Here is a 13,547-nt window from a genome sequence, read left to right as displayed (position 1 = left end):
GCGACGGAATGCGGAACCGTCAGCGGTTCTTCCGGTCCAGCATCTTGAAGATGTCCGCGAAAGCCTGCCGGACCGAATCCTCCGAAGCCGGGCGCAGCAGCTCGTCCGCCGCCGGGAACTCCGCCACATCGCCGGTCAGGAGTTCGAGGAACGGAGAGGGCAAACTCGGCTTGAGCATGCCGCGCTGCATCCGCTGCGCCGCCCGCGTGATGTAAAGCTGACGCCGCGCCCGCGTGATCGCAACGTAAAAGAGCCGCAGCTCCTCCTCGACCGACCCCTCCTCGACGGCGCGTTCGTGCGGAAAAATGTTCCGCTCCAGCGCGACGCAGAAAACGATCGGGAATTCAAGCCCCTTCGAGGCGTGAACCGTCGAAAGCGTGACCGCGTCGCCGTTGTTCTCCTCGTCATCGGTCCGGTCGTTCTCCTCGAGCAGCGCGAAGCTCTCAAGGTAATTTTCCAGCGTCGGCGGTTCCGTCTGCCGCTCCTCGAACTGGGCGACCGCGTTGATGAACTCATCGACGTTTTCGCGCCGCTTCATCGCGTCGTTCAGGTCCTTGTAGATGCGCTGGAGTCCGTCGAGATAGCCGACGCTGCGCAGGAAACCGACGATCTTCCCGGCGAGCTGCCCCGGCTCGGTGAACTTCTCCGCATACTCCCGGAACACTTCGGAGAGCTCGAGCGCCGCTTCGGCGGCTTTGGCGGACATGCTTTTCCGGAACTCCGGCTCGCCGAGCTGCTCCAGCATCGGCTTGTGCGAGACGGCCCGGCCGATCTTCAGCTGCTCGACCGCCTTGGCGGCGAGCCCGCGCGGAGGCGTGCCGAGGATTCGCAGCAGGCTCTGGTCGTCATGCGGATTCACAAGCAGTTTCAGATAAGCGACCGCGTCCTTGATCTCGCGCCGCTTGTAGAACTCCTGCCCGCCGACCAGCCGGTACGGAATCTGCTGCCGCCGCAGCGCCTGTTCGAGCTCGCGCGACAGGTGGTTCGAGCGGTACAGAATCGCGAAATCCTTCCACGACGCGGCCGGATCGGAATTCTTGAGCTGGCTGATCATGCCGGCGATGAATTCGGCTTCGGCCTCTCCTCCGGCGGTCTTGATCACCTTGACCTTCTCGCCCCGGCCGAGGTCGGACCAGAGTCTCTTGTCGTGGCGGTTTTCGTTCGAGCCGATGACCGCGTTCGCCGCATCGAGAATGCTCGAGGTCGAGCGGTAGTTCTGCTCGAGCTTGACCACCTTCGCACCCGGGAAATGCTGCGGGAACTCGAGGATGTTGCTGATGTCCGCGCCGCGCCACGAATAGATGCTCTGGTCGTCGTCGCCGACCACGCAGAGGTTGCGGCGTTCGCCGATCAGCATCTTGACGATCGTGAACTGCGCGGCGTTCGTGTCCTGATACTCGTCGATCAGCAGATAGCGGTAACGGTCCTGGTAGTGCGCCAGCACATCGGGAAAATCGCTGAACAGCTTGTGCACCAGAAGCAGCATATCGTCGAAATCGAGAGAATTCTGCAACTCGAGAAGCTCCTGATAGTGCTCGTAAATCGTCGCGCACGCCTCTTCGAAGCCGTTGTCGGCAAAGCGTTTCGCATCGGCGGGAAACAGCAGTCTGTTCTTCCACTTGCCGATCATCGCCTGCACCTCGGCGAGCGGGAATCCTTCGCGGGTGTTGCACCCGGCCGCTCCGGCCGCCTGCTTCAGCAGCCCCTGCTGGTCGGAGTCGTCGGCGATCGTGAAGCCGGGCAGGTAACCGAGCTTCTTCGCTTCGCGGCGCAGAATCCGGATGCAGAAGCTGTGGAACGTGCCGAGCGTGACCCGGGCCGCGACCTTCGGGTCGACGAGCTGCGCAAGGCGTTCGCGCATCTCGCGCGCCGCCTTGTTCGTGAAAGTCATGCCGAGAATCTGCTCCGGGGGAATTCCGATCGAAAGCATATGGGCGATCCGGAACGTGATGACCCGGGTCTTGCCGGTTCCGGCTCCGGCCAGCACGAGAACCGGCCCGTTCACGGTGCCGGCGGCATCGGCCTGTTCGGGGTTCAGCTGCGAAAGGAAGTCGCTCATTCTGTAATCTCCTGAAAGTATGACAATAACATCCGGATACTATACCACCCGGACAGGAGTTTTACAACGGCACTCAAAAACAAAACGGCAGCCCTTCGAGCCGGAAGGCGGCCCGCTCCTCGGGGGTGTAGAACACCTTCATCAGAAAAAGCCCCTGCGGCGGCGCAGTCTCCGGCGCCTGCGTCCGGTCGCGCGCTTCGAGAATCCGCCGGACCGCTTCCGGATTCAGCTTGCCGGAACCGGCCGCCTCAAGCGTCCCCATCAGGCAGCGGATCATCTTGTAGAGAAAACCGTTGCCGACGAAGGTGCAGCAGCAGAACTGCCCGATCGTTTCGACGTCGATCCGGTAGATCGTGCGGACCGCCTCGTCGATCATGCTGCGCTCGACGACGAAGCTCGAATAGTCGTGCGTGCCGACCAGGACCTGCGCCGCGGCCCGGATTTTATCGACGTCCATGCGGTGATACGGCACCCAGCTGTAGCGGTCGGCGAAGGGCGACGGCGCGCCGAGATTCAGGACGTAGGTGTACGCCTTGCCGAGCGCGTCGTAGCGCGCGTGGAATTCAAGCGGCACTTCGCGCACGGTGCGGAGCTTGATGTCGGCCGGAAGCTGGCGGTTGACCGCGCGCAGAATCTTGTCCGGCGGAATGTCCGGGCGCTTCGGAGTCAGGTAGCCGGCGGCGAAGCGCTGGGCATGGACGCCGGCGTCGGTCCGGCTGCTGCCGATCAGGTGGATCGGGTGCCCCGCGTACATTTTACTCAGAATCCCCTGCAGCACCTCCTGCACCGCGAGACAGTGCGGCTGGATCTGCCAGCCGCTGTAATTGCCGCCGTCGTAGGCGATTTCCAGCAGATACCGTTTGTACGGTTCGTAAGAGGTCTGTTCAAGCGAGGTCATAGAATCGTTTCCGCCACCGTGTTCCAAAAGAGCAATCCCGAGTCGCTTAATGTAATGCGTTCCGGCGAAATGTCAAACCATTCCGGCAAAGTTTCGGCGGCGGCGCGGCGGGCGGCGGCAACGCGGGCGTCCCACGCGTCCGCGTTCGGGACCTTCGCCCAGAGCTCCGGCGTCCAGCCGGAAGCGGTACGCAGATTCACGGCGAAGATCTCGTTCAGCCGCTCCGCCGGAGCGATGGCGTCGATCTCCGGCGGGTCGCCGCGCAGCCAGCCGGCGAGCGAAGCGGGTTCGGATTTCCGGTCCGTGCCGTCGAAGCCGGCGGCGGCGGGGCCGAGCCCGGTCAGGAGCCCGCCGCGCCAGACGTTCCGGTTGTGGCGGCATTCGCAGCCCGGGGCGGCATAGTTGCTGATCTCGTAACGGGGGAGGCCGCAACGCCCGGCGAGCTCCCACATCCGCGCCGCGTCGTCCTCATCCGGAATCAGCGAATCCGCGAGGCGGGCTCCCTCTTCCGGCGTCAGGCTGTAACACGACAGATGGTCGATGCCGAGCGCGACGGCACGCGCGAGATCGCGCTCGAAATCCGCCGGTCCCTGCCCCGGAATCGCGTAAATCAGATCGCAGCTCCAATGCGGAAAGCGCGCCGCCGCGACCCGTTCGATCGCCCGTTCAAGCGCGGCCTGCTCGCAGTCGCGCCCGAGCATGGCGCGGAAACGGGCGTCGAACGACTGTACGCCGAGGCTGATCCGGCTGGCGAAAGAGCGGAGCAGGGCGATCTTCGGCACGGTCAGCGTTTCGGGGTTCGCCTCGATTGAGATCTCCGTCTCCGAATCCGGCCGGAGCGCCCGCGCCGTCATGGAAAAAAGCCGTTCAAGCTGCATCTCCGAAAGCAGCGTCGGCGTGCCGCCGCCGAAGTAGACGGTTTCGCAGGGCTCCGCCGGTTCGAGCCGTTCGAACTGGAATTCGAGCCGGTCCAGGTAGGCGTCGACGGCACCGGGCACCGGCGCCGCCTCGGAATAGAACGCGCAGTAGCCGCACTTCGAACGACAGAACGGCACATGGATATAATAGTTCATGGCGTCTCCCCGGCGAGCGAACGGCGAAAACGCCCCGGCGAACTCCCGCGCTGGCGGCGGAACTGCCGGTTGAAACTCGACAGCGTCGGGTAGCCGCACTCCGCAGCGACCTCCGAAAGCGTCAGCGTTCCGCCGCGCAGCAGCGACACCGCCATCGCAATGCGCAGCTCGTTCAGGTACTCCTGGGGGGTTCGCCCGGTCGCCCGCGAGAATACGCGGCGGAACTGATTCTCGCTGAGGCTGCACGCTTCGGCCAGTTTCTTCACCGCGAGCGGCTTCGAAGAGTTGCGGAACAGCAGATCGAGCGCCTTCCGGACCCGTTCGATGCAGGGGCCGTTGCCGTCACCGGCCGGCCGGAAACGGCGATGCAGTCCGCTCGAAAACAGTGCCAGCACCGCCGACAGCCGCCGGGCGACGTAGGCGCGGTCGGGCGAACGGACGATATCGAACAGCTCGGCGATAAGCCGGTTCTCCTCCGGATGCGTCTCCGCCGGAAACAGACTCGGCGTCCCTTCGCCGTGGAAGCAGTCAAGGTCGACCAGCTCCGGCGCCCAGACCAGCAGACGGGCCGTGTCGAGAGAGAGCCAGTACCAGCGGCTGACCGTGTGCGCCGCGCTCTGCGCGAGATGCGGCAGCCAGGCCGGAATGAAGGTGCAGTCGCCGCCGCGGAACGGGAAGATCCGGCCGCCGATCATGAAAACTCCGTTCCCTTCGAGGCAGATGCCGAATTCGGCCGAATCGTGCGTGTGCAGATAGGTGATCGGCCGGTCGGTCTGGCAGTCCGGAACGCTGCTGACGGCGTAGAGATTCCCGCCGGTCAGCGTGATCGGAGCATGCTGAAGCGGCAGAAATGGTGGTTTCTGCTCTTTTTTTGATGTTTGATGCATATATTTTCCCGTTATCACCATCTATATTGTACCAGCAATCTGAAAAAATGCAAACGGCAGAGCCGATTTCGAAGAAAGTTTCGGACCCGGCTCGGAAATCATGAAAAAAACAGAGGTGGAATCATGTTGATCAGCGGTTATACCTCGCCGTGGGACCTGCTCCGGGAAGAGCTCAATCAGCGGAAGGAGGAGGGGTTCCTGATTCCGGCGGAGCTCACGACGGAGTTCGACGGACTCGACCCGGAGAAGGATGCGTGGAACGAGGCCGCCATCGCCGGACTGTATGCGAAACTCGAAGCGTGCCGCCGCGACCCGGCCTTCCCGTTCGAGGAGCCGAACGGACTCGATGAAATCCGCGCCTGCCGCCCGGAACGGCGGAAGCTGCCGGAGCTCCGGCTCTCCGACGACGAGCTGCTCGACAAATTCCACGGCGCCTGGCTCGGCCGCTCGGTCGGCTGCGCGCTCGGCAAGCCGGTCGAATGCATGGGCATGGGCGGCGAACGCTGGAAGGACATCCGCGCGCTGCTGAAATCGACCGGCGACTGGCCGCTGCGGGACTATTTCCGTTTCTCGGACAAAGTCGGCTGCCGCCAATCCTGCCGCGGCTTCATCGAATATATGGAGAGTGACGACGATATCCGCTACACGCTGATGGGCCTGCTGATCATTGAAAAGCACGGGCGCGATTTCACCTGGCGCGACGTCGCGTGGCTCTGGGAGAACCAGTTTCCGATGGCGCAGCTCTGCACGGCGGAGTGCCAGGCCGCGCTGAACTACAACCTCTGCGGCGGGCGGCAGAACAAGCCGGCATGGGACATCGACCGCATCCGCTGCTTCAACAACCCGTACCGCGAATGGATCGGCGCACAGATCCGCGCCGATTTCTTCGGCTGGGCCTGCGCCGGGAATCCGGAGCTCGCCGCGGAGTTCGCCTGGCGCGACGCGTCGTGGACCCATGTGAAAAACGGCATCTACGGCGAAATGTTCATGGCCGCGGTCGAGGCGGCGGCGTTCGTCGAAAGCGATCCGGTCCGTCTGGTTGAGATCGGGCTCGGGGAGATTCCGCGCAACTGCCGGCTCGCGGCCGCCCTGCGCAAAGCGCTCGCCGAAATTCCGAAGCATGACGGGATGGAGAGCTTCATGGCCTATATGGATGACGAATTCGGCACGATGTCCTCGGTTCACACCATCAACAACGCCGTGCTCTGCGCCGCCGCGCTGATCTACGGGAAAATGAATCCGGACGCCTGCGTCTGCGAAGCCGTCACCGGCGGACTCGACACCGACTGCAACGGCGCGACGGTCGGCGCGATCGCCGGCATCGTCGCCGGGCGCCGCTACTTCGGCGGTACGCTCGCCGCCCGGCTGAACGACACGATCAAAGCCGAGTTCGGAGAGTTCCGGTGCGTGGCGATGGCTTCACTCGCCGAGCGGACCCTGCAGGCATACAAAAGCGTGAACGCGAACCGGTAACCCCGGAAAACGGAAACGGATGCGCGCGCCGGACTTGACAAGCGTCGGGTCCGGCGCTATCTTTTTCACGGCACGGGATGAAACGTATACTCTCACACTTTTCGGAAAGGGGGCGGACCATGCTTTCACGGATGAGACGGATTCTGGCGGGAGTCGCCGCGGCGCTGCTCGCACTGCCGGCCGCAAACGCCGCGGCGGAGACGGAAAAAGAGCTTCAACCCTATGCGGAGGCCGCCGCCGGAGCCGCCGCGCGTTACGATGCGCTGAAGCGGAAGGGCGGTGAGGCAAAGTGCGGCCCGGACCTGATCGGAACGCTGCGCGAACGCGCCGGAAAGAACATCGTCTATCCGCTGCTTTACTCCCCGAAAAAACGCATGCAGGGGAGCGTCGAAAGCTGGAACGACATTCCGGCCGTCGGGCAGCTGTCGTTCCTGAACACGAGCCACGCGGCGCTGCCGCCCGGTCTCGAAGCGTACTTCAAGGCGGCGGTGTCGGACGACACGCTCTACGTGCTGGCGGTCGCAAAGGACAGCCATGTCAACTTCGGTTTCCGCCCGGCCTACAACAGCGACTGCTTCGAACTGTTCCTCGACCCGTTTTTCACGCGCGACACGCGGTCGGACGACTCGAGCATGCAGCTTTTCATCACCGCCGCGGACCCGGCCGGAAAGACGTTCCGCTCCGAAGGGAAGATTCCGGCCGAAGCCAGGCCGGTTCCGGTCGAAGGCGGATGGGGCGTCGAAATTGCGATTCCGCTCGACAACGCCTATTTCCGCCTGAAGCCGTTCGACGGGCTCGCCTTCGGCTTCAACCTCAGCTACAACAACAATGACGACGGCAAGGCGCGCAATCAGAAAATCACCTGGAGCGGGCTCGACCGGAACGACAGCTCGTGGAACAACCCGTCGGTGTTCGGTGTGATGGAGGTCGTGCGGACCGATGCGCAGCCGGTCGAACCGGTCCGCCCCGGTCCGGCGATCGAGGAAAACCGCCGGCGGCGCAGCGCGGGCGAGACCTTCGAAGACCTCGGGGCGCTCGCCCGGAGCCGCCCCTCCCCGGCGGTCGTCCGCGGCTTCATGTCCGGACGGCTCGACAACGGCAGGGCGTTTCACGACATGGCGAATGACTGGGGAGCGAATGCGGTGCGGCTCCAGCTGCACGGAATCGGGCCGAAACCGACCTGGACGCCGGAAAACTATCCGGTCTTTCTCGACCGGCTTGAAGAGGCCGTCAAACAGGCGAAGGCCGCCGGAATCAAAGTCATCCCGGTCGCCTTCGAGGTTCCCTGCGAACTCGGCGGCAGGGAGATGTGGGAGGTCCCCGGCGTCGAAGAGGGGTTCAAACGCTACTGGCGCGGCATCGCGGAACGGTTGAAGCCTTACGCCGGCACGATCTGGGGGTACGACCTCTACAATGAGCCGCTCGGCCGCAGCCAGCTGCCGTATGCGCCGGTCGAATGGCGGCAGATGGCGGTCAACATCATGAAAGCGATCCGCGAAGTCGACAAGGATGTCTGGATCATCTACGAAACCGGGCCCGGCGGCGGCTGGCGCGGTTTCGAGGACCTGAAACCGCTGCCGGATTCGCGCGTAATTTACAGCCTCCATTTCTACGAGCCCGGCGCCTTCACGCATCAGGGCATTGCGGCGACCCAGCTGCAGGACCCGGGGCTGCTCGCCAGGGCGCAGGAGTCGACCGGCGTCGAATATCCGGCCTTCATCGGCGGAATCCGGTTCGACGAGGCGTCTCTGGAAAGATCGCTGCGGCCGGTCATCGAGTTCCAGGAGAAATACAAGGTGCCGATCTATGTCGGCGAATTCAGCGTGATCGCCTGGGCGCCGGTCGACTCCGCCGTCCGCTATCTCCGGGACGTGACCGGCATCTTCAACCGCCACGGCTGGAGCTGGACCTACCACGCCTTCCGCGAATATCCGGGCTGGAGCCTCGAGCACGAGGACGGCGTGGTCCGCAAGGATGCGGCGCTGAAGCCGGTCAGGGAGAGCGCCCGCGGCAAAGTCATGAAAGAGGCCTTCAGGGCTCCGGTCGTCAACAAATAGCTTGCGTGAAAGGAAAAGAGGGATGAAAGCAAAATTCCGATGGGCCGCGCTTACGGCGCTTCTGGCGTCGACGCTCGGCTTCGCCGCCGTACCGGTGGAGCTTGCGATCGATTTCGCGGCGGAAACGGCGGCGGAATGGGGCAAAACCAAAGGCACCGAACTGAAGATCGACTCCGGCGTGCTGACGCTGAACGGCACCAACTGGGACAGCAAGGCGTTCAAATCGGTTATTCTGACGCCGGACCTGCGCTATAAACTGACCGGAACCGGACGCGGCAAAGTCGTCGTCCGGCTCCATGTCGGCTGGAGCAGGGCGTTCGCCCGGCTCGACCTCTCGGGCGATGCGTTCCACACCGGATCGACCGAATTCACGACGCCGGCAGGAAACGGCAAATACACGCTCTCGATTCAGGTCAATTCCGATAAAGGCGAAGCCGAAGTGAAAAATCTCGTGTTTACGCCGGTGGCGGAGCCCGCTCCGAAAGCCGCGCCGGTTCCGGGAGAGGTCCGAATCGATTTCGCGGCGGAAAAAGCGGCCGGCTGGGGACATACCAGAGGCGCGACGTTCGAAATCACCGGCGGAACGGCCGTCATCGACGGCACCGACTGGGACAGCAAAATCTTCAAGACCGTCACGCTTCAGCCGAACCGGCAGTATCTGGCGACCGGAACCGGGCGCGGCAAAGTCATCGTCCGGCTGCATCCGGGCTGGAGCAAACCGTTCTGCCAGCTGAATCTGTCGGGCGATGCGTTCCGCACCGACTCGGTCAAGTTCACGACGCCGGAAGGAAACGGCAAATACACGCTCTCGATCCAGATCAACGCGCCGAAGGGGCGCGGCGAAGTCCGCGAGCTCGCCTTCATCCCGCTGGCGGACGATCCCGACAAGGTCGAGCTCGACGCGGCGAAGCTGCGGGCGAACCGGCCCGATCCCGAAATTGTGCGCGGTTTCATGGTCGGCCGGTTCGACGACCAGACCGCAAAGGATATCCGCAGATGGGGCGGCAACATGATCCGGCTCCAGCTCTTTCCGCTCCGGTTCGCGCAGCAGCGGAAAAGCGACTGGGAGTCGGCGCTGCCGGCGTTTCTCGACGACGTCGAAAACAAGGTGAAAATCGCGCGCGACAACGGGCTCAAGGTCGCGGTCGACCTGCATCAGGCGCCGGTTCCGGGCGTTCGCGGCGATTACAGCGAACTCTGGACGCACCCCGACCTCGAGAAGAATTTCATCAGGCTGTGGACCGCGCTGGCCGAACGGCTGAAGCCGTACAGGGAGACGATCTGGGGATATGACCTCTACAACGAACCGCTCGACCGCAATCAGCTGCCGAATGCCCCGAAAGAGTGGCGGCCGCTTGCGATCAAGCTGCTGAAGGCGATCCGGGCGATCGATCCCGAGGTCTGGATCATCTACGAGCCGGGCCCCGGCGGCGGCTCCTTCGGACTGAACAATATGTATCCGCTGCCGGACTACCGGGTGATTTACAGCACGCACTTCTATACGCCGGGCGAATTCACGCACCAGGGAATCCTGAACATTGCCGGAACCGATCTGGCCAAGGCGATGGAGAAGATCAACATCCGTTATCCGGGCGAGATCAACGGAAAACAGTACGACAAAGCCGCGCTCGACGCGAGCCTGAAAACGGTCGACGAGTTTGTCGCCAGATATCCGGTGCCGTATTACATCGGGGAGTTCAGCGTGGTCCGCTGGGCGCCGGAAGGCTCCGGCGAACAGTATCTGCGTGATGTGATGGAACTGTTCGAACAGCGCGGCTGGTCGTGGAGCTACCACGCCTTCCGGGAATTTCAGGGCTGGAGCCTCGAACATGACGGAGAGTACTGGATGCCGGGGATGCCGGAGCCGGTGCCGACCGGAGACTCCGAACGCGGCAGGATCGTCCGCGAATTCCTGAAAAAGAACCGGTAAACCGGCAGCAGCCCGGTATTTTGACGCCGGTTCCCGGCGGACTCCGTATCAAGGGACCGGGCTTGCGGCGGCATCGTGATTCATGGCGACACGGCCGCCCGGTCCGTCATGGGGCCCCGAGGGGACATTTCATCCCCCCAGAGTCTCGCGGCGTATTCACAGCGGGAAAGATTCACGCGCCGACCGGCGGCGCCAAACCGCGAAATCACCGTTTTTTCCCCGGAAAAAGTTGAAAAAATCCGCTTCCGGCATCATCTTATAGAAAGGACCATTCAGAGAGGGAGACAGACATGATGGAAACGCCGGAAAAGCATACGATATCGGTTTTGGTGGAGAACAAATTCGGCGTCCTCGCCCGGGTCGCCGGGCTGTTCAGCGGACGCGGCTACAATATCTCAAGCCTGACCGTCCACGAGACCGAAGACCCGCGTTTTTCGAAGATGACGATCGTCACGACCGGAGACAGCGCGATTCTCGAACAGATCGACAAGCAGCTGCGCAAGCTCGTCGATGTGATCACCGTTGAAAACCTGACCGGCAGCCACTTCGTCGAGCGCGAGATGGCGCTTATCAAGCTCCGGACCGATTCGCCCGAGAAGCAGACGCAGCTGATCCAGCTGATCGAGATCTTCGACGGCACGATCGTATCGGTCAGCAAGGGCGAAATCGGCGTCGAAATCGCGGGACGTTCGGACCGGCTCGACAACTTCATCGAGATGGTCCGCGACTTCGGAATCGTCGAAATGGCGCGGTCCGGCCGCGTGGCGATCAACCGCTGCAAGAAAATCTGACGCGCGGACCGGGCAACCGGACCCCGGGGGCCGGGAATGAAAATTTACCTGCGGCGGCTGATGCGCTTCCGGTATTTTTCATTGCCGGCCCTTGTGCTGCCGTCATCATTCCCGCTTATCCGGCCTGCCGCGCCTTGCCCGGCCTCACGGAATTCGCTGCGGGGACGGCGAAGGAGCACCGCCGGATACCGGAGCTCCCGCCCGAACCGGCAACCGGGAATCCGTACCGGTACGAGAGCGGCGGAACCGGCTTCCGGCTGATGCTGCCGAATCGCCGCGATCTGCAGTTTTCCGGTCCACCCGACCTCAATATGCAGCAATAGACGACAGATGACGGCAAGACAGGCCGGACGAAATCGGGTATAATATGAAAAACGAAAGGATGCGAATCATGACTGACCTTGCCCGTTTCGACTGGAACCGCCTCACCGCGAACTGGGAGGCGTGGTGGCGTGGCGAACTCCGCCGCCCGATGGTCCATGTCCGGATCGAAGCGCCGCCCGGGGCCGTCGATGCGTATCCGCTCCATTACATGTCGATGTACGACTTCTCGGTTCCGGCCGAGGAGATTCTGGCCGTTCAGGAGGAGTACCTGAAACGCTGTACGTATCTCGCGGACTCGTATCCATCCTGCTGGCTGAATTTCGGTCCCGGAGTCCTTGCCGCAATGATCGGCGGCGAGGGGCACAACGGCGAAAACACGGTCTGGTTCACGCCGGGACGCTGGGAGAACTGCGACGCCGCCGGCATCCGCCCGGCGTTCGACCCCGCTTCGCCGTGGTTCCGCCGCATCGAAGAGCTCTGTCGCGCCGCCGACCGGCTCTGGAACGGAAAGATCCACCTCGGCTGCACCGACCTCGGCGGCGCACTGGACGTCATCAGTTCTCTGCTGCCCGGCGAGCGGCTGCTCTACGCCCTCTACGATTCGCCGGACGAAATCAAGCGGCTGACCCGGGAGATTCACACGGCCTGGTTCGAAGCCTTCCGCCGCATCAACGCCCTGCTGCCGGCCAACCGCGGTTACAGCACGTGGGACGGCATGTTTTCCGGAAAGCCGTTCTACATGCTCCAGTGTGATTTCTGCTATATGATTTCGCCGGAGATGTTCGCGGAATTCGTCCTCCCGGAACTCGCCGAAAGCTGCCGCAGGCTCGACCGCAGCTTCTATCACCTCGACGGCAAGGGCGAACTGCCGCACCTGCCGCAGCTGCTGTCGATCCCCGAACTCGGCGGAATTCAATGGGTTCCCGGCGCGGGGGAAACGCCGTATTACGAGTGGATCGACGTCTATCGCGCCGTCGCCGACGCCGGCAAGCGGATCTGGATCAACATCGACGGCGATTTCGATTCGGCCGCCCGGCTCATCGACGCCGTCGGCCGCCCCGAGCTGTTCGTCGTGCGCGGCGGCATCGGCCCCGAGCGCGAGCCGGAGCTGCGCGATTTCCTGCGCCGCTATTCCGTCCCGGCCTCAGAGTGACCCGGCTCCGCCGCCGCGCCGGACCATCGCGGGAGAGAAGCCGAATACCTTGCGGAACACCCGTGAAAAGTAGAACGGGCTTTCAAATCCGAGACGATCGGCGGCCTCCTTCACGCTCAGCTGTTCGTCGTGCAGCAGGGCGTAGCCGCGTTCCGCCAGTTCCCGGTGAACGTATTCGCCGGGGGAGACGCCCAGCTCCCGTTTGAAAATCGCATTGATTCGCTGCGGGGTCAGGCGGAAACTCCGCGCGAGATCGCTGCGGGTCGGGTGCCGCAGAAGGTTCTCGTCAAGATAAGCGAGCATGGCCGAAAGCCGTTCGCTCTGCTCCCCGCTCCGCGCCTCCTCCAGCAGATAGAGCCAGATCAGCTTTCCGACGCAGGAGAGCTGCTCCTGCGCAAACCGGCCGGGGCGATGAAACAGCTGATCGGCGCGACGGAACAGCTCATGCACGGCATAACCGTCCTCCCGCACGGAAAACGCCGTGCACCGGGCCGGCGGCTCCGGCACCCCGGCCGCGCCTTCGAAATCGAGATGAATGCAGCTGAAAAACGCCCGTTCGGGGTCCCCGAGCAGCCGGTAGGTGTGCAGCTCGCCGGGCCGGATGGTCAACACCTCGCCCGGATGCTGGATCACCCGTTCCCCGGAGTCGTGCACCAGATACTCGAACTCTCCCCGCAGCGAAAGGATCAGCTCGTAGTCGATCAGCCGCCGCCGTCCCCAGACCGGCAGCTCCATACCGGCCAGCCCCCGGTAATTCACGAACCGGATTCGCGGCGCAAAGGCGGAGACGCGGGAAGTCTCCGCATTACGATCGTACAGGTCAAAGCGATCATTATCCATTCCAAACTCCCTGTTCCGGGAGTATAATAATACCGTTGACCCTGATTTTCAAATTCGAACAG

At 63.3% G+C, this 13,547-nt stretch carries 10 protein-coding genes; 5 read left to right on the top strand and 5 right to left on the bottom strand.

Annotated features, from left to right (window positions below; genetic code table 11):
• Nucleotides 1-19: 19 nt before the first annotated feature.
• The 4 genes from FYJ85_RS08420 to FYJ85_RS08405 all read right to left on the bottom strand — a co-directional run bounded on the left by FYJ85_RS08420 (nucleotide 20) and on the right by FYJ85_RS08405 (nucleotide 4,917).
• Nucleotides 20-2,059 carry an ATP-dependent helicase gene (locus FYJ85_RS08420; RefSeq protein ID WP_154417853.1) on the bottom strand — a complete coding sequence of 680 codons (2,040 nt, stop codon included), beginning with the start codon at nucleotides 2,057-2,059 and terminating at the stop codon, nucleotides 20-22.
• Nucleotides 2,060-2,132: 73 nt separating this feature from the next.
• A complete protein-coding gene (gene truA / locus FYJ85_RS08415) occupies nucleotides 2,133-2,957 on the bottom strand; it encodes a tRNA pseudouridine(38-40) synthase TruA (RefSeq protein WP_106053622.1) in 825 nt (274 codons plus the stop codon).
• Nucleotides 2,954-4,030 carry a coproporphyrinogen-III oxidase family protein gene (locus FYJ85_RS08410; protein ID WP_154417851.1) on the bottom strand — a complete coding sequence of 359 codons (1,077 nt, stop codon included), beginning with the start codon at nucleotides 4,028-4,030 and terminating at the stop codon, nucleotides 2,954-2,956. Before FYJ85_RS08410 ends, truA begins: the two co-directional genes overlap by 4 nt.
• On the bottom strand, nucleotides 4,027-4,917 hold the full coding sequence (locus tag FYJ85_RS08405; protein WP_206213051.1) for an AraC family transcriptional regulator: 891 nt from the start codon (nucleotides 4,915-4,917) through the stop codon (nucleotides 4,027-4,029). The genes FYJ85_RS08410 and FYJ85_RS08405 overlap by 4 nt, the downstream gene beginning before the upstream one ends.
• Before the next feature lie 123 nt (nucleotides 4,918-5,040).
• Between FYJ85_RS08405 and FYJ85_RS08400 the strand changes: the two genes are divergently transcribed.
• From FYJ85_RS08400 to FYJ85_RS08380, 5 genes are all read left to right on the top strand, one after another.
• On the top strand, nucleotides 5,041-6,390 hold the full coding sequence (locus tag FYJ85_RS08400) for an ADP-ribosylglycohydrolase family protein (protein WP_206213050.1): 1,350 nt from the start codon (nucleotides 5,041-5,043) through the stop codon (nucleotides 6,388-6,390).
• A 119-nt stretch (nucleotides 6,391-6,509) separates the two neighbouring features.
• Nucleotides 6,510-8,447 carry a cellulase family glycosylhydrolase gene (locus FYJ85_RS08395; RefSeq protein ID WP_206213049.1) on the top strand — a complete coding sequence of 646 codons (1,938 nt, stop codon included), beginning with the start codon at nucleotides 6,510-6,512 and terminating at the stop codon, nucleotides 8,445-8,447.
• A 22-nt stretch (nucleotides 8,448-8,469) separates the two neighbouring features.
• Nucleotides 8,470-10,377, top strand: coding sequence for a glycoside hydrolase family 5 protein (locus FYJ85_RS08390; protein ID WP_154417843.1), 1,908 nt, complete (start codon nucleotides 8,470-8,472; stop codon nucleotides 10,375-10,377).
• Nucleotides 10,378-10,667: 290 nt separating this feature from the next.
• On the top strand, nucleotides 10,668-11,168 hold the full coding sequence (gene ilvN, locus FYJ85_RS08385; protein WP_338116699.1) for an acetolactate synthase small subunit: 501 nt from the start codon (nucleotides 10,668-10,670) through the stop codon (nucleotides 11,166-11,168).
• Nucleotides 11,169-11,559: 391 nt separating this feature from the next.
• On the top strand, nucleotides 11,560-12,645 hold the full coding sequence (locus tag FYJ85_RS08380; protein WP_154417841.1) for a hypothetical protein: 1,086 nt from the start codon (nucleotides 11,560-11,562) through the stop codon (nucleotides 12,643-12,645).
• Here the strand turns inward: FYJ85_RS08380 and FYJ85_RS08375 are convergent.
• On the bottom strand, nucleotides 12,637-13,485 hold the full coding sequence (locus FYJ85_RS08375) for a helix-turn-helix domain-containing protein (protein WP_154417839.1): 849 nt from the start codon (nucleotides 13,483-13,485) through the stop codon (nucleotides 12,637-12,639). The genes FYJ85_RS08380 and FYJ85_RS08375 overlap by 9 nt on opposite strands.
• Nucleotides 13,486-13,547 lie beyond the last annotated feature (62 nt).

The sequence above is a fragment of the Victivallis lenta genome (genome assembly GCF_009695545.1).
GTDB lineage: Bacteria > Verrucomicrobiota > Lentisphaeria > Victivallales > Victivallaceae > Victivallis > Victivallis lenta.
This window is presented reverse-complemented; position numbering and strand designations above follow the sequence as displayed.